The organism is Psychrobacter fulvigenes, from assembly GCF_904846155.1.
Lineage (GTDB): Bacteria > Pseudomonadota > Gammaproteobacteria > Pseudomonadales > Moraxellaceae > Psychrobacter > Psychrobacter fulvigenes.
In genome coordinates this window covers 862,891-885,376 of record NZ_CAJGZP010000001.1, presented here as the reverse complement: position 1 = coordinate 885,376, position 22,486 = coordinate 862,891, and the positions used below count along the sequence as shown (strand labels likewise).

Here is a 22,486-nt window from a genome sequence, read left to right as displayed (position 1 = left end):
CCAATTTTTAAAACTGTGACCTCAACTGATGAGATGAGCACACCATACAGTTTGAGTGACTACTCAATTTTATCTTGAATGATTACTCAAGTCTAGTTAAAGTAAGGTTAATCACTGTCACTGCTATCATTAAAATGATAGGTCTCGCTGACATAACCTATCACGATAAAAAGGAATTTTCATGTCTTCTAAACCATCGCCCTCCATCATCGTGTTCGATGTCAATGAGACGCTACTCGATATCGACACCCTCGCACCTTTATTTGCTCGGCTGTTCGGTGACGATAAAATATTAAGAGAATGGTTCGCCCAGTTGGTACTTTATTCACAAACCATGACCTTATCGGGTCTCTATACATCCTTTGGCGAGCTGGGTGTCGGTGCATTGCAGATGACAGCTGATATCCATCAAGTCACACTCACAGATGACGATATCAATGAGTTTAAGCAGCGCATGGCTGACATGCCCGCCCACCCCGATGCCATACCAGCGTTAACGAAGTTACGTACGGCAGGGTTTCGGTTGGTTACGCTGACCAACTCAGCGAGTAACGCATCGAATACGCCACTTGAGAAGGCTGGATTGAATGGTTTCTTTGAGCAGTCTTTTAGCGTTGAGACAGTAGAAAAGTTCAAGCCTGCGCCTGAGACTTATCAGATGGTCGCTGAAGAGATGTCTGTCGCGATGTCAGACCTCTGTCTAGTGGCTTGTCATCTTTGGGATACGATTGGTGCGCAAGCCGCTGGCTGCCAAGGGGCGTTTGTCAAACGTCCTTATAACGCCTTATTGCCTGCAGCCAAGGTACCAACACCTGGCTTTATGGCCGCAGATCTTGTCACCCTTGCTGAGCAAATCATTGATAGCAGTAAGTGAGTAAATAACAGTCCAATCAAGCAGGCTCTGCCACCTCTTGCTGCTTTAGACCAATGGTTCTAAGCTTGCCTTTATCATCGACTTCTTTGACCACCAGTGACCATTCATCATTGATTGCGACGGTATCACCAGAGACTGGCGCAGTTCCTAGACTGCCTTTTACATACTCAGCGACCGTTTGTTGCCACATGCTTTTTGAAGGATCTTCTGGTTTGGATTTCAGCTTTTCTACCAGAGAGTCAGAAGTCATCACGCCAGTAAAAAATGGCAAGTCTCCAAGCTTCACACTCGGGGATAGCAACCAATCACCATAAAAGTCATCGATGGCTTTGCGATCTAAAGTGGTGTCATTAAATATCTTGGCAATTTTACTGGCGTAGTTACCCCGCATCGCATACCACACACTATCACCAAACTTTAGCTTCGTATCTTCTTCAACCACCATTACTTGCTGTCCACGCACCAGAGCAAAAACACTGATCTCATCAGGGCTGATGCGCTTAGAGATACCCATAGGATGGCGACCAATGGCAAACGCTCCTGACTTTACTTCAAACTCATACAAGGTAATGCTCGCTTTATCCGATACCCAAACTTCATGCTCTTCTTTTGGATCTTTATTATTCGGAATACGCACTTTAAACAAATTCGCCATAATAGGAATGGTCATCCCTTGCAATATCAAAGACAAGACAACGACCCCAAAGGCAATATCAAACAGCAAAAAGGCCTCATCTATTCCTGCCATGATGGGCAAAATAGCAAGGGTAATAGGAACAGCCCCGCGAAGGCCGACCCAAGAGATAAAGCCAATCTCTCTGTCCTTAAACTTAAAGGGTTTGACACTGGTATAGACGGCAATAGGCCTAGCGATTAAGATCATAAAGGCAGCAATCGCAACTGAGTAGTGCCAAACATTGATAACGTTAGATGGCGTCACAAGCAGCCCTAGCACCACAAAAAGCACCGCTTGTGATAGCCACGCAAAGCTATCCATCACCCGCATCACATGCTCAGTAGAGCGTACTTTGTAGTTGCCAATCAGCGCACCCGCCAGATAAACCGCCAAAAACCCACTACCTCCAAGCAGGTTGGTGGCAGCAAACACTGACAGACCAGCCGATAATATCAAAATAGCATACATACCCTCTGCCAAATGCACCTTAGGCAATAGCCTAGAGAGCAAATAACCAAAGAGTAAACCCATCCCCAAGCCAACGCTCAGTTGCTGAAACAGTAGTCCTAAAAACGCAAGTGCTGTTTGCCCTGCAGGGTCAACATTGAGCGCAATTAACCCAGTCACCAATAGGATAGCTAAAGGGTCGTTGGCACCGGACTCTAGCTCAAGCGTGGCCTGTACGCGATCGTTAAGCTTGACGCCGCCATTACGTAGTAAAGAGAAAACCGCTGCTGCATCGGTGGAGCCTACGATCGCAGCCATGAGCATACCAACGCGCCAATCCACGCCCAGCAGCCACGTCACGAATACTCCTAACACCATGACAGTCGCCAGTACTCCCCAAGTGGCTAAGGTAATCGCGGGTTTCAGACCTACTCGAAAAGACTTAAAAGAAGTGCGCAATCCACCGTCTAGCAAGATACAAGCTAAGGCTGCCTGCCCGACGAAGTTGGCGATGTTATATTGGGAAAACTCAATGCCTAAGATACCTTGCTCGCCCGCCAGCACCCCTACTGCCAAAAACAGCAATAGCAAGGGGATACCCAAACGAGCCGACAGCGTACTTGCCATAATACTGGCAAATATTAACAATGCCCCTACCAGATATAGGATATTTAAGGTATCCATCTATTTTAAACCCTATTTTTAATAATTATTACGAGAATGTTGGCTTTACCCTCCTGCAGGTTCTAGCCCTTTTGTGCCAATAAACTATAGTCAAGTAATTTTAAAATCGTTACAAGGCGACCGACCGCAGATAGTACATTGAGTACATCTAGGGCGGGTAACACCGTAGCGGTTTAAAAGTCCTCCGACTATGATATATCAAAGCTGCCTAAGTTAAATAACCTGAGGTAAGCATAAAAACACGGAAAGCAGACTGTATTTTATATCATAAATTGGTCACTAATAAATGCTCATTTATATCAATATTGTGCTCTGTACATAAAAAACAGGGGTTATATTGCAATAGCCCTCTCTATTACGCACAATGATGGTCTAGCACCATTACTTTTAACAACAATAAACAAGGAAGATTATGATTAAAGTACTCTCAATCGCCGCTTTGGCGTTGGCTGTTGCTTCTTGCGCCAGTGTCGAAAACATCTTGAACTCGCCTGACAGCAACTCCTCAAAAGAGACCACCACTACTATCAATGCCGAAAAAGGCTTGGTGACTCTACAGAGCAATCATTCCGTGAAAGATACGGCCGATAAACTGGCGTCTATCTTAGAAAGCAAAGGCATGACAGTCTTTGCTAGAGTGGATCATCAAAAAAATGCGGCAGGTGTGAATCTGGAGTTGCGACCAACACAGGTCATTATGTTTGGCAACCCTAAAGCTGGCACGCCATTGATGCAATGCGAGCAAAGTGTCGCCATCGATCTACCACAAAAGATTCTAATCAGCGAAGATGCAGATAACAAGGTTTGGTTGTCTTACAACAACCCTGACTACCTAAAAACACGTCATGATATTCAAGGTTGTGACACAGCCATCGACAACATCTCGAAAGCGCTAAGTGGTATCAGTCAGGCAGCCATTGCCAAATAGACATAGAACAGAAGAATGAAACACATAAATAAGGTGGATTGGTAAAAACACAATCCACCTTACCTTCACTAGATTTCACCAAATAGCTTTTGAATAACGTAACCTTTAATTAATACGCCCTTCAGATAACGTCACAAACATGAGCCTATAGCAAAATAAAAGTCACTCACAATGATCAGATATAACCATCTGACTATTTAGCTCTACTTTTAACTTCTTTGCGCACTCAATGATCTTTTTTCTATCCGCTGGAATCGCACCGTATTCAATGGCGATGACACGCATCTCTACAGTAATGTCATAGTGAGGATAACTGGCATTGCGATGAAACAGACGTTTATTCACATTTATAAGTTCAGCAAACTCATGCAGCTCCTGCAGAGTATCTGCCAACATATGGCACCATCTGTACCCTTTGAATTCTATACGCGCAAAGTCCACATATACCGCCATATCATCAAACCTTTGAATCACTCTAAATTAAAAAACCTGATATAAAGCCATTAACATCTACAATATACGGTTGATTAATTTATCTTTTTGAATAAATTGATGAAACAACGCAGCACCGATATGCGCGACGGTAAAGACGAGAATCATCGGCCAAATAATATCCGTGTGCAAGTCATTATAAAAGCGTGCGGCACTACGATCTATCTCAACAAAAACTGGGATTTGAAACAAACCAAACACATCAACAGGACGACCACCATAGATAGACATTAACAGACCTGCTACTGGCATGGCTATCAATAATGCATAGAGAGCAAAGTGCGTCAATTGCGATATGACTACTTGCCATTTAGGCATCGCTACCGCTGGTGGCGCTTTGGTAAATACTCGATTGATCACTCGCGCAAGCATCCAAAACAACAGGCTGACACCAAAAGCCTTGTGCAGATTGATATACAAGGAGTTATCGGTATTGCCATACAAAAAAATCATAGCCCAGGTTACGAGCAATAACAGGGCGCTGATCCAATGAAACACTCGACTCATCACAGACCACTTATTGACCTGAGTCACACTTGGTTGAACCTTGTCCATACATCACCTTTTATAAATAACAGCCACCTAAGAGCGACTATAATACCAAATCTCAGCATAAATTAGCACAGCTACACAGTGTCTATTCTCTGTTAATAAAAAACCCTGTTACCCAAATAGCTTATCAGAATATTTCACGTACCACGCCGCTGATTGCACCTGAATGATATAAGCCAGAGCAATAAGGATAGCCGCTTGGGCGCCTGCTTCACCAAATGCAGTCATAGAAAGTGCCAGCGCTATCGATAAGTTACGCATCACCGTACCATACACCAGCGCAATACCATCGCCGCGATTGAGCGCCTTACGTGCAATGACCGTGCTAATCACATAGTTCAGTACATACAAGATCAGCAAGGGTATCAATATGCTCAAAATCAGCTCTGGGGAGCGCAGTAGGTCATCACTCTTTAGCGCCATAGCGACAAAGACGATACCGAGTACACCCAAGCTCGAAAAGGGCGGAAAGCGCGGCGCATAATGACTCTGGAATTTTTGTTGCCCGTGTTTTCGTACCAGCATTGTACGTGTGATTTGCCCTGCAATGAGCGGAACAATGACAAACAAGATAATTTGCTGGAATACTTTTAATAGCTCTACTGGTATCTCGGTACCCATCAAAAACTGTACATAAAACGGTGTCAATAACGAGCCCAAAAACAAACCAATAATAGTGATTTTGATAGCAGCAGGTACGTTACCCTTGGCAAATCCAGTCCACGAAATAGTCATGCCACTGGTCGGTAATAAAGCGGCGAGTAACAAACCCAATGCCAGCGCTGGCTGATCAGCAAAAAACAAGCGACCTAGGCCAAAAGCAATGAATGGAATGAGCAGAAAGTTAATAGCAACTGCCCACAACTGTACCGCGTTGTTTCCTGGTTGCAATAGCTGCCTTAGCTTCATGCCAACCATCATTGGGTAGACCATCAGCAGGGTCAGCGGTGTGATCAGCATTTTCATGCTATCTGTCTGAAACACTTGCCCTGCGATCAGCCCAAGTATGAGAAATAAGGGAATACTCAAACTTAAGTTTTTACTTAACCAAGTCAGATACTTCATGAATCATTCCTATTAAGCCGTATAAAGTATCAAACCTGAGTAGGCTTAGTACTTTATGCCCGTATTTTTTATTCGCTTTATAGTTAAAACGATGAACCTGGCTGTTTTAAGAACGCTATTTCTGCATCTGTAGAAGTACGGCCTAAGACTTCATTACGATGAGGGTAGCGCCCAAAGCGGTCAATGATTACCTTATGTCTCATCTCAAAGCCATAAGTTTCTTCGTCAGTGTACTGTTTAAAGAGCTGCTCAGCTTGCTGATGGATGATCTTTGATTCGCTATGCATATAAGGCATCAGAATAAATTTACGTTTTTCTAAAGCCTCAAACCCCTCTAATATGCCGCTTGCAACGGCCTCTTGAGCGAGTGCCAACACCATCGCATCTTGGGCAAAAGCCGCTGCAGTATCACGATAAATATTGCGTGAAAACTGGTCTAATACAATAATCTCCGCTAAGCGCCCCTCAGCACTGGTACGCCAAGTATAGAGCTCTGCCGCAGCAGCTTGTTGCAGTACCTCACTAAAACGCTCTATAAGGAGCTGATCAAAATCTGCATCCTTCTCAAAGAATTTTTGACTGCCCGCTTCATGAAAACAAAAATCCAATATCTGCTTAACCATTAATGCATCCTTTTATACTTTTTTATAGTTTATAACTTCAATGCCCTCACTCTAATTATCTATAGTGAATCCTAGATAAAAAGAGTACAGCTTTTACGGCGTGCTCTAGCAGCAGTGTCGGAAAGGAGCGTACGCCCCACTGCCGACAGGGCTCGGAGACTGCTCTGCATTAGGCAGCAAACAGACACCTGTGATGGGAGCACAACTCATCATATTGGCTAAATCCTTATCCGTCTATTTTCAAAACTGGCTTAATGGTGACGCCACTTGCCGAATCTGCAAACGCTTGGTTAATGTCCTCAAAGTCATAGAACTTAACCAGCTTATCAAACGGGAACTGCCCCGCTTTATAGTAAGCAATCAGCTGCGGAATAAATACTCGAGGAATGGAGTGGCCCTCAATGACGCCGATCATGCTTTTGCCTTCGGCCATCAAGTCATTGTGAACATCAATGCTCATCTCAGGTGTGATACCAACTATCGCCACGGTGCCCAAGGGTCGTAAGGCATTCAGTGACTGCTTTACGACCAAAGGTACACCTGTGGTTTCAATAGCATAATGACTGCCACCGTCTGTTATTTTTTTGATTTCTGTGACTACATCAACGTCTTTGCCGCTCAATACATGAGTCGCACCAAGCGCTTTTGCCAGCTCAAGACGACTGTAATGCACATCAACGGCAATGATGTGCTGACATCCAATAATTTTGGCGGCCATGACTGCACTTAGACCGACGGCGCCCGCACCATAAATCACGATGCTAGAACCAAACTCTGGTTTCAGACGATTTAAGACGGTGCCAGCACCAGTCTGAATACCGCAGCCAAGTGGCCCAAGTAGTGCTAGATCCACCTCTGGATCAACCTTTACCGCATTTCTAGACTTGGCAATCGCGTAGGTGGCAAATGAGGATTGACCAAAAAAAGTAGCGAGTGCCTCTCCATCTTGTGCGAGCCTGTGGCTGCCATCATCCATCGCACCACCGAAGTTCAGCTCGTTGAAAGTGTCGCAAACGGTTGGATGACCTGTCAAGCAATGGCCACAATTGCCGCAGTGTGCAAACGACATCACCACATGGTCACCGACTTGCAGATCAGACACGCTTGCACCGACCGCATCAACCACACCAGAGCCTTCATGACCGAGTACAATCGGAAATGGCGCTATGCCCAAATCTCGTGCAACCACATCGGTATGACAGACACCAGCCGCCACAATTCGAACTCGAATCTCGTCACTTTCAGGCGCTGCAAGCTTGACCTTTTCTAATTTAAACGCTTCGCCTTGGCTATGAGTGACTGCTGCTTTGATATCCATTAGTATTCCCTCTTCCATTATTAGAGCGTGTTAAACATACACAAATAGGCACTGCTGATTGCTAAAAGAGATATAAAGGCCAGTCTACCTCTATATCTCTTTTGAATATCCTTTTTATCTAAAGCTGTTTTTAATTTTTTAACGCGCTGTTTATCGACCGAGCACCCAACCACCATCCATAAATACGTTGGCACCGTGCATATAATTAGAGTCATCAGAGGCGAGGAATACAGCAAGTGCTGCAATCTCCTCCGGCTTGCCTGCGCGCTGTGCTGGGATGTTATTCAAACGCTCATCTTCAATCCCTTCGGTCATTGGCGACTCTATAAATCCAGGAGAGAGAATGTTTACTTTGATGCCCTTGCTACCGAAATCAAAGGCCAATTGCTTGGTAAAACCTAAGACGGCATGCTTTGAGGTGATATAGGCTGAGCCGCCTGGCCCCGCCATCTGTGTCGCTTGTGAGCCAACATTAATGATAGCGCCCTTCCCTCTCTCCAAAAAGTGCGGAATCACTGCTTTTGCAGCCAGATACGGAGCTTTGACATTAATAGCCATTAATTTATCGTACTCGTCTGCTTCTAACTCCAGCGCTGTCTTGTAAGCATCATGAATGCCTGCACCGTTATATAGAATATCGATTTGCCCAAACGCTTCTAACGCTTTGTCTACGACGGCTTGAATCTCCAAAGCTTGCGTGACGTCTGCTTCAATGAAAATAGCTTGCTGGCCTTTATCTTTTATTTCATTAATGATGCGATTGCCATCTGCTTCATCTCGGCCGGTGACGACTACTTTTGCGCCTTCATTGGCATAAGCTTTAGCAGTCGCCTCTCCAAGGCCAGATGTCCCACCAAATACGATGGCCACTCTCTCTTTTAATTTCATTTTATTTTTCCTTTTTATTGCTTTATCAGGCGCGTTATTAACGCACTAATATAACTGGTGACAGTGTGCTGGCAATGATTTCTGTCGTTGTACTACCCAAAAAGAACCGTTGCAGCTTGGAGTTGCCATAGGCACCAACCACCATGATATCGATGTCGTTTTCTAACTGAAATCTCAATAACCCATCAACGGCATCTAGCTCAGATAGTTGATGAGCTTCTACCGTAAACCCTGCTGAGGTTATGTGCTCAACAGCATCAGCGAGGCTTTTTTTGAAGGCATCGCTCTTGTTCCCTACCATCACGATATGGCCTTGCAACCCTTTTAACAGCTCACTCTTTGCAACCATTTGGGTGGCTTTTATCGCTGTTTTACTGCCATCAAATGCCACCATATACGACTTCGGCTCTCTATACGGCTCTGAGCAAATCAAGACAGGTATACTTGATGCTCGTGCCACGGTTTCTATTTGGCTACCGATATTAATTCGTCTGTTTTTGTGATCTTCGCCGCGACGTCCCATAATGATGGCACGGTTTTTTTCTTTGAAGTGCTCAATAGCAGGTAGCAGCTTGCCGCGGCGCTGATACGTACTGACCTCCATCCCCTCAAAGCTACTTTGTAGATAGCTTTTGGCATCTTGTATCAAGGCATTGCTATAACTGTTGACAACTTTGGCGCGTTGCTCATCCAACTGCGTCAACTCTTCTAACAAAAACTGGCGGCTATCGATTCCTATCGCTCCTGATAGATCACGTCTGGTCGACACGGGTACGTCACTGACATGTAGCAGTGCCACTGGCAAACCCAATCTACTGGCATACCATGCTGCATAGTCACAGACTGGCTCAGTCACTGTTGAACCATCGATACAGGCTAAAATGTGCTGTTCTGTAGTCATAACCTTTCCTTGATTTTTTAATTATTAAATGGATAGAGTTATCGATGCGCGTCAATAACGCTATTGCACCTAGTACATACTATTTAGCATAGCACTTCTGACATTTGTTAACCATTTCAAGATGTATTTCTATGAGCTGCTAAGATCAGCGCTGATTCAGCTTATTCACACTGGCAATCAATGCCACCATGATCATACCCATGATAATGAGGATACCAGACATCATATGCGCAGCCTCATAGTTAAGCGCCTCAACTTGCTCATATATCGCAATCGACACCACTTTGGTCTCACCGGAGATACTGCCGCCTATCATCAGTACCACCCCAAATTCGCCAATAGTATGGGCAAAGCTGACTAAGCTACCAAGGATAATGCCAACGCGCGCTTGTGGCAGTGCTACTCGCATAAAACGTCTTAGACGGCTAGGCTCTAATAAATGCGCCACTTCCATGACGCTTTGCGGTATACGTAAAAACTGGGCATAGACAGGCTGGATATAAAAAGGTAAGGAATAAATGATGGAGCCGATGACCAGACCTTCAAAAGTAAAGATCACGGGGCTAATATTGTGCTCACTAAGCCACTTGCCAATACCCACGCTAGGGCTTAGCAATAGCAACAAATAAAACCCAATGACGGTAGGAGGCAATACCAGTGGCATGGCGATAACGCCCATGAGCACAACTTTAAGACGTCCAATAACGTGCCCACGGCTCGGTTTGGCGAGCCAATAGGCGACAGGAGTGGCAAAGAGCAATAAGCATAAGGTGGTGACAGCAGCAAGCTTGATGCTGACTAAGAACGGGCTGAGCATGTCTGACATAAGGGATGGAGATATCATGATGTCATTGCTCGTTGCTTATTTTGCATTAATAAGGGTTGATTCTATTTAAGAATCACTATTGAAGCGTGAGATAGCCTGCTTGTGAGAAGTATTGTTGTCCTGCAGGAGAACGTAAATAATCGGTGAAGTCTGTAGCAGTAGACACGTCACTGATGACTATGCCATCTTGCAGGATAGCTGGATAAGACTCGGGCGCTAAGGTAATAAACTGCTCAGGGGTGGCTTTAATTGCCGTAATTTGTGATTGCGCGACAAAGCCATAGTCGACACTGCCAGTATGTGCATATTGAAAGGCTTGACCGATATTTTCCGCTTGTATCAAGCGCTTTTGTTGCTCTAGAGCCTCATAAACACCTTGCGATTGCAGATAAGATTTTGCCGATGCGCCATAAGGCGCAAGCTCAGGACTGGCAATGGTTATTTTGCTACTCGCGTCACTCATGAGTAGTTCAGTCAGTGCCGCTGGTTTCAGCGCAGCCAAAGACCTAGTGACACTATAGAGCGCCAGTTGGCCTTGCGCATAGGTAAAAGGTTGATGAGACATTTCGGCTTGAGAGCTGTCAACAGCCAGCTTAGCAGGGAATTCTTGATTGGCAGATAAAAATATATCGTAGGGCGCACCTGCCGTTATTTGCGCGTACAATTTACCAGAAGAGGCAAAGGTAATGTCAATATCTTGGTTAGGTAAGCCTTTATCTGCTTTATAGCCTTCGACAATGGCAGGCAAGACATCTGACAAATTAGCAGCGGCAGCAATACGTAGCGTATGGGCTTGTTCAGTATTCTCAGCAGCAGTAGTGGTATTTGTAGTGCTCTCCTGCGTACAAGCACTTAAAGCCAGTAATAAGCAAGCAGATATAGAAACTGCTCCTGTTATCTTAATCATTATTTTCGCCCTTCACTCTAGCCATTATTGCTCAGCCATTTAGAGGAATCGTCCTCATAATACTCTTGCTTCCACACAGGAATGTCCGCCTTAATCGTATCGAGTATCCAGCGACAAGCGTCAAAAGCTGGGTAACGATGGGCAGAGACGACACCAACCCATACCGCCACATCGCCAATCTCTAGCGCACCAATACGATGGATAGCAATGGCATGCGTGATCTCAAAACGCTTTTTGGCTTCCTCAATAATGGCGCGGCCTTGATTCAATGCTAAGTCTTCATAGCCATAATAAGTCAAGCGATCAACGCTGGTGGCATTATTATGATTACGCACGCGGCCTTCAAAGCAAACAAAGGCACCGCAGCTGTCATCATCAAGGGTGCCTTTGAGCCTCTTTTCATCGATAGCAACGTCTAACAAAGCAAAGCCATCACGCTCTGCGATTGCATAGACGTCATCGACGCTACGTTTGATGGTCATCGAATGACTATGTACATTGTCTGTCATGTGTTGTCTCTATCTATTTTTTTTAAACCCTGACTTAACCACCAGCGACTGGGGTGATAAACACCACACTGTCACCATCATTAATCTGGTCTGTCCAGTTAGCAAAATAATCATTCACCGCCACGCGCAGCTCTGACTGCGGACGGCTAAAACGATGCTTTTGACTAAGCTGCTGATACAGCTCAGTCAATGACGTCGACTGCTGCACGCTGACGCTCTCTTCTTGGCAGTTGGCTTCATCAGCCAAGCTGGCAAAGTATAAGACATTGATATTCATCGTTGCTTCGGTATTGGTTGCTACTTCTAAAGTACTCATTATATTCTCTATTCTTGTCAAACTATCCAGTTTTAGCTCTATTGCATAACATCGTGCATAATATCGTTGGTTGCCAAAACGTATTTACTCTTTTAAGCATGACTATAATCTGACTTACCGCCAGTTTTATTAACGAGATGAACATTATCAATGACAATGTCGTGCGATATCGCCTTAGTCATGTCATAGATGGTCAAGCAGGCAATGCTCACAGCCGTTAGCGCTTCCATCTCAACCCCTGTCTTATGGGTGACTTTTACAGTGCCGCTGACGACAATACTATTCAGCGCATCATCATACTCAAAGGTTAAACCAATCTTATCTAATGGTAATGGATGGCACAGTGGAATAAGATCGTGGGTGCGCTTGGCTGCCATGATGCCTGCGATATGAGCCGTCTGGGTAATGCTGCCTTTTTTAGTCATACCATCAGCGGCTTTGATTTGTTTATAAACCGCGCTTGGGAAACGTACTTGTCCTTGTGCACTTGCCTCTCTGGTACTGGCGGTCTTGCCACTGACATCGACCATGGTGATATCACCGTCACTATCTAAATGCGATAAGTTAGGTTGAGTTACAGCAGCTTGGTTATTTTTCTGACTCTTGCTATTCATTTATAGTTTCTCTTACATTTTTATAAGTCGCTTAACGATGCACAGGCCCGCTTAAACTCTTCAGGCGTATTAAAATTGGTCAAATGCTGCCAGTTTTTTTCAAAGGGTACGGCTTGTACAATAGGTTTGATGAATTGCATTCCTCGGCGCCCGCCACTATCAATATATGCTTTTAAGTCAGGCTCAACGTTTAATTGATAAAGTCCTAACAATGGATATAAATGGCTATCATCGGTCAAGCAAATCACCTTTTTATCAACTGTTTGGCTTTCTATTTTTTGGATATCTGTTGTTTCGCTTTCGGTAGCTTGGCTATCAGTTGCTTGAATTTCTGAAAGCTGTAGTTTTTGCCATAAAGCGGTGGCAGGTATCAAGCTGTCACAGCTAATGACCAACAGCCACGATGATTGCTTACATTGCAAGTTGGCTGATTGATTTAAATCCAGTACTGCTTGCAAAGCTGACTCAATAGCAACTAAAGCTCCGCCTGTATCAATCTGACCGTCGGCTTTTTGTTCTGTACTTTTCTGCTCTTCACTGGCCTGGCTATAACGACTGCTATCACCATAATCAGCAATATGAATGATAGGTGATTGTGGGTGATTGGCACTCAGATCTGAACTGACTGTAAAGCCACGCTCGTTGTCCGCAATCATAATTGGAGCATTGTTGTTAGTCATACTCAAAGCAAGCGCATGCCTAACATGATAGTCTAGCAAGCGCTCACCTGTCGGTAGAGTGAGCGTGGCTTTAGGCGTGCCCATACGACTAGAGGCACCGCCCGCCAAGATCACAACCGCTGCCAAATCCTTTGATGCACTCAATACATCTGAGTCATCTACATTACCAGTATTCATAACTCAATCATGGCTAGGATTGGTACGCATAAAGTGTGGCACAAAGTTACACGGACGCGTACGACTATCTAGCTGCTCTTTTAATATGCCTTCCCAACCTGTGCGACATGCACCTGATGAGCCCGGCAAGCAGAATATCCCCGTACCATTTGCCATACCTGCAATCGCTCGAGATTGGATAGTAGACATACCAATATCGTCTTTTGAGATTAAACGGAACATCTCACCAAAGCCATCAACCGACTTATCAAACAATACGCTCGCCGCTTCTGGCATGCTGTCTCTGATATAAAAACCTGTGCCGCCGGTGGTAATGACCGCATGGATACTTGGATCTGCAATCCAACGACTCAATACTGCTCTAATTTTATAGATATCATCGATAATTAACTCGCGATCCGCCAGCTTATGACCTGCTGCCGTCAGCTGATCAACTAAGTACTGCCCTGAAGTGTCTTCTGCAAGCGTACGACTATCAGAAACAGTTAGGATGGCGATATTAAGCGGAATAAATTCAGCTGCAGGTTTGCTCATGGATAGTCCTTAATATATGTCATGTGTAAAAATTAAAAACGATAAAATAAAGAGGATAAAGCCTAGCCACCAATCTCTAACCACCGATTAAAGATAAGTTGTGCATGATGCCACTGTTGGAGTCGTGCAAATGATGATGCTCAGGTTTAATCGGCATAAAGCTATGCAAAGTATCGACTAGACCTGCAATATCGTCTTGCTGTAGATGCTCACGGATATCATAGTTGCCTTGGTCGAATAAGCACAAATGCACTTTGCCTTTACTGCTCACCCGCAGACGGTTACAGCTGTCACAGAAATGGGCAGCATAAGGTGCAATCATACCAATACGGCCAAGATAGTCTGGGTGACTGTATTCTATCGCTGGCCCATCTGTACTGCCACGCTCATGGGTCTGCCAACCGTGCACCAATAAGTAATCCGTGATGATGTCCGACTGAGCATGCTGTGCAAAGAATAAATCGCTGTTGTCACTGGTCTGCATGAACTCAATAAAGCGATAAGTCACTCGCCTATCTTTGACGTAGTCGATGGCATTCATCAAGTTTTCAAAGGCGGTTTCTGCCATCAAGATACTGTTTATCTTGAGCTTAATATCGGTGGTTTCTAACAGCTTATCCATATCCGTCATTAGCTGTGGCAAGGTATCAAATCCTGTCATCTTATGAAAGGTGCTGGCATCAAAGCTGTCCATACTGATATTGAGCTGGTTCAGCCCAGCTGCCTGCCAGTTCGCTAAGTGCTTGCCAAGCTTATAACCATTACTGGTCATGGCGACGGTTTCAATACCTGGTGTCTGTTTGATGGTTTGAATAATCTCTACCACATCACGGCGAATGGATGGCTCACCGCCCGTGATTCTAACCTTTTTAGTACCCACTTGGGCAAAGCCGCGTATCAAGGTAGCAATCTCAGGCACGCTTAGCTCGTCATCAGGACGCTTGCCTTGATAGCCATTAGGCAGACAGTATTCACAGCGGAAATTACAGAAGTCTGTGATAGACAAACGCAGATACGTCAGACGCCGAGCGAAACCATCTGTTAATGGCTGCGTAAGCGGCGTATTAGGATTTATGAGTGAGGCGTGCGAAATAGAAGGCGTGATAGGTTGATACCCGTCAGGAACAAGGGGTGAATACACAGTGGCATTCCCTATAGTTGGGGCGAGATGATTCATAATAATTACCGTTAATATTGAATATGATGTGTGCTCTAAGCGTTGCCTCAGGTTGTGAATGAAAAATGAGAGAAGATTACTATCGATTTCTACTCTGTTGTTAGTATAGCATCTTTATGATTGCAGCCTATGCAACCCTTAGGTAATCAACTACCACCTTAGTAGTAGCTGATGCATCGACTCAAACCCCGACACTGACACGCCATAGCTTTATTATGACCAAGGATAGGGTTTTACCTGTACGTGCGCACCTGCGCTTAGGTTGCCTTCATCTTTTGCCAACACAATCAGACAGTTGGCTTGGCTAAATTGCTTGATACGGTGCGATTCCTGTACGGCAAAGCTCTCGACTTGTAGCTGTCCTTTACTATCTTGTGACAAGATGCCACGCTGAAAATCCATCCGCCCTACTGATTTTTTGACATCGTTTGTTAGGGTGGCTTGCATGCTTAGCGTCAGTGGTACTTCAGTAGTGCGCGCAGCCGATAGCTGCCATAAAGCAGGGATTACAAATTGCAATGTACCGACTATGGTGGACAAAGGATTGCCTGGAAGCCCAAAGTACAAGACTGGTTTATCCAACGACTTATTTAATTCACCAAAGACGAAAGGTTTGCCAGGTTTCATCGCTACTTTATAATGATTTATTTGACCCAACTGCTCAATCACGGTAGTCAAAAAGTCGTAATCACCTACGGACACGCCAGCGGTAGAGATAAGCACATCACACTCTTGCATCGCCTTGGCAACCGTGCTGCTGGTCTCATTCAAGTCATCAGCAATGATGCCATAATCTTTGATGACTACTGGCAAGTCTGCCAATAATGTCTTGAGCGTTGGCGTATTAGAGTTATAAATTTGTGCCGAGCTATTAAGTGGCGACCCCAATGCTACCAACTCATCACCAGTCGCCAGCACCCCGACAGTCAGTGGCTGATAGACCTCAACGCTATCAACACCTAGATTGGCGATTAAACTAATATCTGCAGGGTTTATGCGCTTGCCAGCTTGAAGTACGATTTCACCAGACTCAATCTCCTCACCTTGCTTGCGAATATTGCTATCGATGTTGGCATCTTGAGTCAGGGTTATGCGATAAGATTGCGACTTATCAATCATGTTTTTTATGTCATCGAAGTCTGTGTTTTCTTGCATGACAACTGTATCACAGGCATTAGGTACTACCGCACCAGTAAAGATACGCACTCCTTGCCCTACATTTATCTCACCGATATAAGGGCTACCCGCTTGCGACTCGCCAACGATATCGATCTTACTGCCTTGTGAGAGGTCACTACCTTGAGCAATGGCATAGCCATCCATAGCAGACAAGTCATTCCTAGGCACACTGAATGGTGACAAGATATTCTTTGCCAATATGTGGTTTTTGCTGTCTAACAACGCACAAGTTTTATGATTTCTTTTCTCTATCGGCAAGTCTGTTTGATTAAAGCTATCGATACGCTGCATGATAGCGTCTTGGAGCTGTTCAACGGTAATCATAGTGACATACTCTTTTTTTATTTGTGACAATACTATTTGTGGCAAAACCCGTCATCTTAGTTTAGGTTTATACCTATTACCTCATTATATCAGCTATCTAGTAGGCCCTGTTATCTGGCTGTTATAGTCGATGCACTCTAAAAAGAACACAGCGCTACTGGGATGAATTTTACGCAGCCTCTGGGAACACAACACGCAAGTAAAATTTATACTAGTAGCGCGTTTAAATTTATATAACGGTTTTATTTTCAACTGACTATATCTAAGCTCAATAAGATTTGCTTAAGGCGGTGCTGTATAGCCACTTAACAGAACTACGATATACATATAGCGTCAATCATAGTTAACCTTAACTATCAAATACATTGAATAATGGAGCATAAAATGACTAGAGCTACTGTCAAAAGCACCGACACTACTACAATAGAATCCACTACGTGCAAACCGTCACTTGCTCACCAGCTTAAGTATAAAAAGCTATTTAGTCTCTCTTTGGTCACAGTAGCATTGGCGCTTGGTGCCTGTACCCAAGAGGCTCAAGAAAGCTCGGTTCATGAGTTTGACTTTCAAACATCCGAAGAAGAAGCTGCCGCTGAAGTTGCCGCTTCTAATGCACCTATGATTGTTGATCGTGAAGACAATCCCATAGCGCCTAGTCAAGACGAGCCGGCGAATACAGGCGCTGTCGCTGAAACAGCAGACACCGTAAGCCATGATGCAGCGAACACCACTGTAGGCAGTGCTAATACCGATGATGCTGAGTCAGTAGATGGTGCTATAGATGCAGAAGAGTCGGCTTATTAGTTTTACGCTACGTGTCTTTATTACACTGATAGAAGCTCAGGCAAATAGTGGCATGTCTGAGCAGCTATCAGCTAACTGTAAAAATTTCACAGCACAAAACTCAATGGCGTAGTAGCCAAGCTTAAAAGTCTAACGCTTCCCGATCTGCCAAAACAAACTGCTCGGCCAGTGCGACCAAAGCTGGATACACATCGGTTTTTACGCGGATTTTTTGACAACGTTCATTAAATTTAGATAGCCAGCTTAGCAGTGCAGTGTCCAAAAACTCGACTTGCTCTTGCGCGACATCGCTCATGTCAATATTTTGCTCCATGCTACTATCAATCCACAAGCTCATGACCATAAAGTAAACACTCACATGATCATCAGGCTCATGAAACTCAGCATGCAGTTTTAGGTGTTGACTGGCTAAAAACTGATGCATCTGCTTGGTAGGCTCATTATAAAGCTGCTTATCTTCACTCAAGTAATAAGAAGCATAAGGTGGCGCACTGTCATCACCACTTAGCAAGAAGATCTGGGCAAAATCAGCAGCAAGCTCAAGCGCTCTATGCTCTTTGGGCAGCTGCTCAAGATCGTCAATGGCTTTTTTGACACGAGCACTATAAGGCTCCAGATCCAAGCTGACAAAAGCCTCATGGATGCCATCAAAGGTTTGGTTGTTCTGCCAGTCATTGAGAGTATCACTGGTAAGCTCACGAGCGAAAACATCGGCAAACCAGCGATAGAGTGCAGAGCGGGCAGCATTAGCAGCTTGCCACTGTGTCGCTGTATCTGTCGTTTTATCTGTTGAAGTTGAGTCTGTTGAAGTTGAGTCTGTTGAGAGGGTCATGTTATATCCAATTTATACAGGGTTTCTGACAAAATAAAGTCATAAAATTTGCAACCTAGAATACAAAATAATGCCTTCATAAGTCACACTCATTATCAATCGCTCGATATAATGAATATGACATACAAAGGCATATTTAATAAAACAGCTTTTGACCATTCATCTATGACGAATAGCTATCTGCCGTCTCTGGGCTGCCATCTGGATTGACATATTTAGGACCACCAAAGGCGGTGACCGCTGGTGCTTTACCAGTGAACTTCTCTATCTCTACGATACAAGTATTGGCACTTGGGCCTTGGGCAAGGCTTGAAGTACCGACGTCCAATGATACTGTGTTGGGGTCACCATAAGTATCTATTGCCCCAATCTCAGGACCTGTAGGACCATACCACGCACCTTCTTGAATACGAATAATCCCTGGCGGGAAGTTATCTGAAATCACCGCACCCGCAAGCAATTGACCGCGGTCATTGTAGACTCGTACAAGGTCGCCATCTTTGATACCGCGAGCCTTAGCATCCTCAGGACCTATATAACAAGGCTCACGGCCTTGCACTGTATAAACCTCACGCCGTGCTTCAGACTCACACGTCTGTGAGTGCAGACGCTTGTCTGGATGCACAGATTGTAGCCAGAGAGGATATTCATCAGAGCCAGGGCCGCCATGTGAGCGCTCAATTTTCTCCATCCGAATCGGATGGCCTTTACAGTCTTCGTAGCCATAGCTTGCAATCTTACGGCTACTGATCTCGATAAAGCCTGAAGGCGTACCCAGTGCATTCACTTCAGGGTCTTCACGGAAGTCAGCGTGGCGCACCCAGTTTTCACCTTCTGGGAACAGCACATACCCTTTTTCCCAAAACTCAGCAAATGGCGGCATATAGAAGTCTTTTTTGAGGTTCTCTCCACGGCAGTCTTCATAGATCTGCTCGACCCACTGCATCTCATCCATTTGGCGGCTGTATTCTAAGTGACGGTTCATACGTCTACTGAATTCACGCCAAATATCATAGTCTGATTTTGACTGGAAAAGAGGATCTACCAGTTTGTGCATGGCAATCACGCCACGGTTACTGTATGAGCCCTAGGCATCAAGGTCGTTACGCTCGTATGGCGTACAAGCTGGTAGTACAATATCCGCAAAACGACAAGTCGCTGTCCAGTTATAATCTACTGAAACGACTGTCTCGATATTGCGATAACCCTCTTTCATACGGTTGCGGTCTTGGTGGCGATGCCATTGGTTACTTCCTGAAAAAACCGCCATCTTAAATGGTGGCAAGGTAACTTCTTGACCATTAAAGTTGATTTTTTTGCCAGGTTCTAAGAGACAGTCTACAAATCGCGCCACCGGAATAACAGAGCTATAGCCTTGATAATCGCTATTATCATACTTTGGCTTACGTCCTGTATCTAGGTTCAGTGGGAAAGCTCCTGGCATAGAGGCACCAGAGGCAGGTACGCCAACAGAGCTATAGTGATGCGAATAGCTGATGCCGCCACCAGGCAAGCCTATCTGACCGAGCATAGAGGCGATAATCGCTCCCATCCAATAAGGCTGCTCGCCATGCTGCTGACGTTGAATTGCCCAACCAAAGACAAGCTGCGTACGGTTACTGGCCATCAAACGGGCAAGCTCACGAATACGATCTGCATCAACCCCGCAAATCGGCGCCGCCCATTCTGGCGTCTTTTCTACCATGTCTTCGGTCTTACCCATTAGATAAGGGGTAAAATCGTCAAAGCCAAGCGCATACATGTCCAAAAACTCTTTATCGTAGAGCTTTTCAGTATATAAAGTATGGGCAATCGCGAGCATAAATGCGACATCGGTCAATGGGTTGATGTATTGATGATCGCAATCTAGGTAGTTTTGAGTTTTGCTCTTAACTGGGTCAATACAAATCACTTGAATGTCTTTGTCTCTGACCTTATCACGCAGTTTTTCTAAGTACTCATAAGCTTCATGCGTTTCTGTATTCCAACCTACTTGCAAGTTTTTGACAGGGTCATTGGCCCAAAAGATGATGACTTTTGAATTATCAAGAATCAATGGCCAAGAGGTTCCTTGCGAGTATACCTCTGTTGATCCTAAGATATATGGCAAAATAACCTGACCAGCACCAGTAGAGTAATCCCCTGCCGTACCAACGCTATTACCGTGCATCGCAATGGCACGTAACATATGGTTACCGCAGCTGTGGACGTTGCCCACTGAGCGCCAACCGACGTTTGCTGTATGTAGCGCCCAAGGACCGTGGTTTCTTTGCACACGCTCAAGCTCTTCATAAAGCAGATCTAACGCTTCATCCCAGCCCACACGCACAAAGCGGTTGTCACCACGTTGACTGGTATCACTCTTATGACGGTTTTTATACCAATCAAGACGTATCATGGGATAGCGTACCCGCGATGGGCTATAGATAACGCCTAGTGTGCCATCCAATATATCAGTAGGATACTGATCAAACTCAAAGGGTAAAATCTCAACAACTCTGTTTGCCTCAACCTTTGCACGGAAAGCACCCCAATGAGCACCTGACATTTTCCAGCTACTGATATCGACTTTTTCGCCATTTGGTCTGGTGACGACACTGGTCACAATACTGTCTTTGGCCAGTAGAGGCATCGGCAGTAACGCAGTCCCTGACAAGGCTGCTAACGACTTTAGAAACCCTCTTCGATTCATGTTCTTCATCATACTTTCTCCAATTACAAGATGACGCTTTGCAATATGCTTTTGTGTCGTCAGGCTGATTTTTCCTTCAATCCAGTTGCCATTTGACTATGTTTGTTTAGCAAGTATTTAGCTAGTATTTGATGTCGCTAACCGACTGCTTAGCCGGTTAGCGCATTACTTCTTAGACTACTTAGATATCCCTGGTCTGGCATCTTGAATGGTGTGTTCAATCAAACCACCTTCAGAGGCTTCACCGAAGTCTGATGAGTTCAGCTGCAGGTATTTTAGAACCAATGCGCCAGTCTCGTCATCTAGGTTGGTAAACCCTACCATCCCACTCCACAGACCAGGCCACTGGTTGGCGTCGTGTGAGCTTGGTGCAGGTTGACGGTGACAAGTACTACAGTTGTCCTCGTAAGTCTGACTCGCTATGTCCCATGCAGGCTCGATACTTTCCATCAGACCACCGTCAGCGACCCAGAATGTACCACTGACTTTTTGCCATTCAAGACCCGTCAACGGATCTTCTTTAGAGCTTGTGACAGTCACTAAGTCTTTATCACGAGCTAAGTCTTTATTGATGGTGACATCAGGGATATTTAGACCAAAGTATGTGTACCAAACACGGCCAAAGCCTTTGTTTTTGCGCCACATATCAAGCTCAATCTGAGTCATATCGCCTTCATGAGCAATGACTTTTACCGGGGTCGCAATCTCAATAGTACCTGCTTGAGTGTCTTTATCCTTGGTGGTGTACAGAGCTTGCGGAATGACGTTGAAGTATGTTCCGCCTTCTTTGGCTTTGACACTTCCTGCTTCAGAGAGCAGAGAATCAAACGCTGGGTTGTGCATACCCTCAGTATTAGGCAGCTCATGCGCAATACCTTTATGACAATCGACACAGCTAGCATCACGCTCAGCGGCGCTACGCATGATCATCTGTGAGGTGACTCGCATCTTGCTAAAGTCCATGCTGTCATAGTCATGACACGCACGGCATTCTTTTGAGTCGTTGGCCTTAAAACGATCCTACTCGCGCTGCGCCAGTACGATACGATGATCCAAGAATTTTTCGCGAGTGCCGATGTCGCCCATCACATGTGACAATACTTCACGTGAGGCTTGCATCTTACGCGCCATTTTATCGGTGAATTCATGTGGTACGTGACAGTCCTGACACTCAGCTCGGACACCAGTACGGTTTTGCCAATGCACTGTTTTTTGTAGCTCAGGCAGCATGTTATCTTCCATCGTGTGACAAGATAAACAAAACTCTTCGGAGTTGGTCGCCTCAAGTGCTGTTGTAAAACCTGCCCAGAACCAAACACCACCAGCAAACCCGATGATGACCAAAATGCCTAGTCCGATTTGTGTTGAAGGTTTAAACAGAAGACGACGCAGCCAGCTAATACCATTTCCAAAAATTAGAGTAACGCGGAAAACCTGCGCAAGCACTACACCTAGTAGGCTTAGCAA

At 45.0% G+C, this 22,486-nt stretch carries 23 protein-coding genes and 1 pseudogene; 3 read left to right on the top strand and 21 right to left on the bottom strand.

Annotated features, from left to right (window positions below; genetic code table 11):
* Window positions 1-181 precede the first annotated feature (181 nt).
* A complete protein-coding gene (locus tag JMX03_RS03920) occupies window positions 182-874 on the top strand; it encodes a haloacid dehalogenase type II (RefSeq protein ID WP_201594629.1) in 693 nt (230 codons plus the stop codon).
* A gap of 16 nt (window positions 875-890) precedes the next feature.
* Here JMX03_RS03920 and JMX03_RS03915 read toward each other — a convergent pair whose 3' ends face one another.
* Complete coding sequence (locus JMX03_RS03915; protein ID WP_201594628.1) at window positions 891-2,681, bottom strand: potassium/proton antiporter; 1,791 nt, start codon at window positions 2,679-2,681, stop codon at window positions 891-893.
* 412 nt (window positions 2,682-3,093) lie between these two features.
* On the opposite strand from JMX03_RS03915, the gene JMX03_RS03910 reads away from it, so the two are divergent.
* Window positions 3,094-3,609, top strand: coding sequence for a DUF302 domain-containing protein (locus JMX03_RS03910; RefSeq protein WP_201594626.1), 516 nt, complete (start codon window positions 3,094-3,096; stop codon window positions 3,607-3,609).
* 162 nt (window positions 3,610-3,771) lie between these two features.
* On the opposite strand, the gene JMX03_RS03905 is transcribed toward JMX03_RS03910, so the two are convergent.
* The 16 genes from JMX03_RS03905 to JMX03_RS03830 all read right to left on the bottom strand — a co-directional run bounded on the left by JMX03_RS03905 (window position 3,772) and on the right by JMX03_RS03830 (window position 16,691).
* Window positions 3,772-4,062, bottom strand: a complete 291-nt coding sequence (locus JMX03_RS03905; protein ID WP_201594624.1) for a DUF4031 domain-containing protein — start codon at window positions 4,060-4,062, stop codon at window positions 3,772-3,774.
* Window positions 4,063-4,119: 57 nt separating this feature from the next.
* The gene (locus tag JMX03_RS03900; RefSeq protein WP_201594622.1) at window positions 4,120-4,656 is read right to left on the bottom strand and encodes a cytochrome b; all 537 of its coding nucleotides are present in this window, start codon (window positions 4,654-4,656) and stop codon (window positions 4,120-4,122) included.
* A gap of 108 nt (window positions 4,657-4,764) precedes the next feature.
* Window positions 4,765-5,718 carry an arsenic resistance protein gene (locus tag JMX03_RS03895; protein ID WP_201594620.1) on the bottom strand — a complete coding sequence of 318 codons (954 nt, stop codon included), beginning with the start codon at window positions 5,716-5,718 and terminating at the stop codon, window positions 4,765-4,767.
* A gap of 83 nt (window positions 5,719-5,801) precedes the next feature.
* A complete protein-coding gene (locus JMX03_RS03890; protein WP_201594618.1) occupies window positions 5,802-6,341 on the bottom strand; it encodes a DUF924 family protein in 540 nt (179 codons plus the stop codon).
* 226 nt (window positions 6,342-6,567) lie between these two features.
* Window positions 6,568-7,659 (bottom strand): NAD(P)-dependent alcohol dehydrogenase, encoded by a 1,092-nt coding sequence (locus JMX03_RS03885; protein ID WP_201594616.1) that lies wholly within the window; start codon window positions 7,657-7,659, stop codon window positions 6,568-6,570.
* A gap of 150 nt (window positions 7,660-7,809) precedes the next feature.
* The gene (locus JMX03_RS03880; protein ID WP_201594614.1) at window positions 7,810-8,547 is read right to left on the bottom strand and encodes an SDR family NAD(P)-dependent oxidoreductase; all 738 of its coding nucleotides are present in this window, start codon (window positions 8,545-8,547) and stop codon (window positions 7,810-7,812) included.
* Between the two features lie 37 nt (window positions 8,548-8,584).
* Window positions 8,585-9,448 (bottom strand): universal stress protein, encoded by an 864-nt coding sequence (locus JMX03_RS03875; protein ID WP_201594612.1) that lies wholly within the window; start codon window positions 9,446-9,448, stop codon window positions 8,585-8,587.
* A gap of 145 nt (window positions 9,449-9,593) precedes the next feature.
* Window positions 9,594-10,292, bottom strand: coding sequence for a molybdate ABC transporter permease subunit (gene modB, locus JMX03_RS03870; protein WP_201594610.1), 699 nt, complete (start codon window positions 10,290-10,292; stop codon window positions 9,594-9,596).
* A 58-nt stretch (window positions 10,293-10,350) separates the two neighbouring features.
* Window positions 10,351-11,181, bottom strand: a complete 831-nt coding sequence (modA, locus tag JMX03_RS03865; RefSeq protein WP_201594608.1) for a molybdate ABC transporter substrate-binding protein — start codon at window positions 11,179-11,181, stop codon at window positions 10,351-10,353.
* Between the two features lie 17 nt (window positions 11,182-11,198).
* A complete protein-coding gene (locus JMX03_RS03860) occupies window positions 11,199-11,663 on the bottom strand; it encodes a molybdenum cofactor biosynthesis protein MoaE (RefSeq protein WP_406947737.1) in 465 nt (154 codons plus the stop codon).
* Between the two features lie 61 nt (window positions 11,664-11,724).
* A complete protein-coding gene (locus tag JMX03_RS03855; protein ID WP_201594603.1) occupies window positions 11,725-12,006 on the bottom strand; it encodes a MoaD/ThiS family protein in 282 nt (93 codons plus the stop codon).
* A 92-nt stretch (window positions 12,007-12,098) separates the two neighbouring features.
* On the bottom strand, window positions 12,099-12,620 hold the full coding sequence (gene moaC, locus JMX03_RS03850) for a cyclic pyranopterin monophosphate synthase MoaC (protein WP_201594601.1): 522 nt from the start codon (window positions 12,618-12,620) through the stop codon (window positions 12,099-12,101).
* Window positions 12,621-12,640: 20 nt separating this feature from the next.
* Window positions 12,641-13,477 carry a molybdenum cofactor guanylyltransferase gene (mobA, locus tag JMX03_RS03845; RefSeq protein ID WP_201594599.1) on the bottom strand — a complete coding sequence of 279 codons (837 nt, stop codon included), beginning with the start codon at window positions 13,475-13,477 and terminating at the stop codon, window positions 12,641-12,643.
* Between the two features lie 3 nt (window positions 13,478-13,480).
* Window positions 13,481-14,011: a molybdenum cofactor biosynthesis protein B gene (moaB, locus tag JMX03_RS03840; protein ID WP_201575323.1), complete on the bottom strand. Its 531-nt coding sequence runs from the start codon at window positions 14,009-14,011 to the stop codon at window positions 13,481-13,483.
* 76 nt (window positions 14,012-14,087) lie between these two features.
* Entirely contained in the window at window positions 14,088-15,188 is a 1,101-nt protein-coding gene (gene moaA, locus JMX03_RS03835; protein WP_201594597.1) for a GTP 3',8-cyclase MoaA, read from the bottom strand.
* A gap of 213 nt (window positions 15,189-15,401) precedes the next feature.
* Complete coding sequence (locus JMX03_RS03830) at window positions 15,402-16,691, bottom strand: molybdopterin molybdotransferase MoeA (protein ID WP_201594595.1); 1,290 nt, start codon at window positions 16,689-16,691, stop codon at window positions 15,402-15,404.
* Window positions 16,692-17,075: 384 nt separating this feature from the next.
* Here JMX03_RS03830 and JMX03_RS03825 point away from each other — a divergent pair, with 384 nt between their 5' ends.
* Window positions 17,076-17,495 (top strand): hypothetical protein, encoded by a 420-nt coding sequence (locus tag JMX03_RS03825; RefSeq protein ID WP_201594593.1) that lies wholly within the window; start codon window positions 17,076-17,078, stop codon window positions 17,493-17,495.
* Between the two features lie 121 nt (window positions 17,496-17,616).
* Here JMX03_RS03825 and torD read toward each other — a convergent pair whose 3' ends face one another.
* The 4 genes and pseudogenes from torD to torC form a co-directional block, all read right to left on the bottom strand.
* The gene (gene torD, locus JMX03_RS03820; RefSeq protein WP_201594591.1) at window positions 17,617-18,327 is read right to left on the bottom strand and encodes a molecular chaperone TorD; all 711 of its coding nucleotides are present in this window, start codon (window positions 18,325-18,327) and stop codon (window positions 17,617-17,619) included.
* Between the two features lie 163 nt (window positions 18,328-18,490).
* Window positions 18,491-19,384 (bottom strand): molybdopterin dinucleotide binding domain-containing protein, encoded by an 894-nt coding sequence (locus JMX03_RS15105; protein WP_265090448.1) that lies wholly within the window; start codon window positions 19,382-19,384, stop codon window positions 18,491-18,493.
* A 30-nt stretch (window positions 19,385-19,414) separates the two neighbouring features.
* A complete protein-coding gene (torA, locus tag JMX03_RS15100; protein WP_265090447.1) occupies window positions 19,415-21,031 on the bottom strand; it encodes a trimethylamine-N-oxide reductase TorA in 1,617 nt (538 codons plus the stop codon).
* A gap of 165 nt (window positions 21,032-21,196) precedes the next feature.
* Window positions 21,197-22,465, bottom strand: a pseudogene (gene torC / locus JMX03_RS03810) (pentaheme c-type cytochrome TorC).
* Window positions 22,466-22,486 lie beyond the last annotated feature (21 nt).

What these genes read in the sequence shown, in the direction of transcription:
- JMX03_RS03910 (WP_201594626.1), top strand. Translation starts at nt 3,094, where the DNA reads ATGATTAAAGTACTCTCAATCGCCGCTTTGGCGTTGGCTGTTGCTTCT.
- JMX03_RS03860 (WP_406947737.1), bottom strand. Translation starts at nt 11,663, where the DNA reads ATGACCATCAAACGTAGCGTCGATGACGTCTATGCAATCGCAGAGCGT.
- JMX03_RS03900 (WP_201594622.1), bottom strand. Translation starts at nt 4,656, where the DNA reads ATGGACAAGGTTCAACCAAGTGTGACTCAGGTCAATAAGTGGTCTGTG.
- modA (WP_201594608.1), bottom strand. Translation starts at nt 11,181, where the DNA reads ATGATTAAGATAACAGGAGCAGTTTCTATATCTGCTTGCTTATTACTG.
- torA (WP_265090447.1), bottom strand. Translation starts at nt 21,031, where the DNA reads ATGATGAAGAACATGAATCGAAGAGGGTTTCTAAAGTCGTTAGCAGCC.
- JMX03_RS03890 (WP_201594618.1), bottom strand. Translation starts at nt 6,341, where the DNA reads ATGGTTAAGCAGATATTGGATTTTTGTTTTCATGAAGCGGGCAGTCAA.
- mobA (WP_201594599.1), bottom strand. Translation starts at nt 13,477, where the DNA reads ATGAATACTGGTAATGTAGATGACTCAGATGTATTGAGTGCATCAAAG.
- moaB (WP_201575323.1), bottom strand. Translation starts at nt 14,011, where the DNA reads ATGAGCAAACCTGCAGCTGAATTTATTCCGCTTAATATCGCCATCCTA.
- JMX03_RS03855 (WP_201594603.1), bottom strand. Translation starts at nt 12,006, where the DNA reads ATGAGTACTTTAGAAGTAGCAACCAATACCGAAGCAACGATGAATATC.
- JMX03_RS03885 (WP_201594616.1), bottom strand. Translation starts at nt 7,659, where the DNA reads ATGGATATCAAAGCAGCAGTCACTCATAGCCAAGGCGAAGCGTTTAAA.
- JMX03_RS03875 (WP_201594612.1), bottom strand. Translation starts at nt 9,448, where the DNA reads ATGACTACAGAACAGCACATTTTAGCCTGTATCGATGGTTCAACAGTG.
- modB (WP_201594610.1), bottom strand. Translation starts at nt 10,292, where the DNA reads ATGATATCTCCATCCCTTATGTCAGACATGCTCAGCCCGTTCTTAGTC.
- JMX03_RS03905 (WP_201594624.1), bottom strand. Translation starts at nt 4,062, where the DNA reads ATGGCGGTATATGTGGACTTTGCGCGTATAGAATTCAAAGGGTACAGA.
- JMX03_RS03880 (WP_201594614.1), bottom strand. Translation starts at nt 8,547, where the DNA reads ATGAAATTAAAAGAGAGAGTGGCCATCGTATTTGGTGGGACATCTGGC.
- torD (WP_201594591.1), bottom strand. Translation starts at nt 18,327, where the DNA reads ATGACCCTCTCAACAGACTCAACTTCAACAGACTCAACTTCAACAGAT.
- JMX03_RS15105 (WP_265090448.1), bottom strand. Translation starts at nt 19,384, where the DNA reads ATGCACAAACTGGTAGATCCTCTTTTCCAGTCAAAATCAGACTATGAT.
- JMX03_RS03895 (WP_201594620.1), bottom strand. Translation starts at nt 5,718, where the DNA reads ATGAAGTATCTGACTTGGTTAAGTAAAAACTTAAGTTTGAGTATTCCC.
- moaC (WP_201594601.1), bottom strand. Translation starts at nt 12,620, where the DNA reads ATGAATAGCAAGAGTCAGAAAAATAACCAAGCTGCTGTAACTCAACCT.
- JMX03_RS03920 (WP_201594629.1), top strand. Translation starts at nt 182, where the DNA reads ATGTCTTCTAAACCATCGCCCTCCATCATCGTGTTCGATGTCAATGAG.
- moaA (WP_201594597.1), bottom strand. Translation starts at nt 15,188, where the DNA reads ATGAATCATCTCGCCCCAACTATAGGGAATGCCACTGTGTATTCACCC.
- JMX03_RS03915 (WP_201594628.1), bottom strand. Translation starts at nt 2,681, where the DNA reads ATGGATACCTTAAATATCCTATATCTGGTAGGGGCATTGTTAATATTT.
- JMX03_RS03825 (WP_201594593.1), top strand. Translation starts at nt 17,076, where the DNA reads ATGACTAGAGCTACTGTCAAAAGCACCGACACTACTACAATAGAATCC.
- JMX03_RS03830 (WP_201594595.1), bottom strand. Translation starts at nt 16,691, where the DNA reads ATGATTACCGTTGAACAGCTCCAAGACGCTATCATGCAGCGTATCGAT.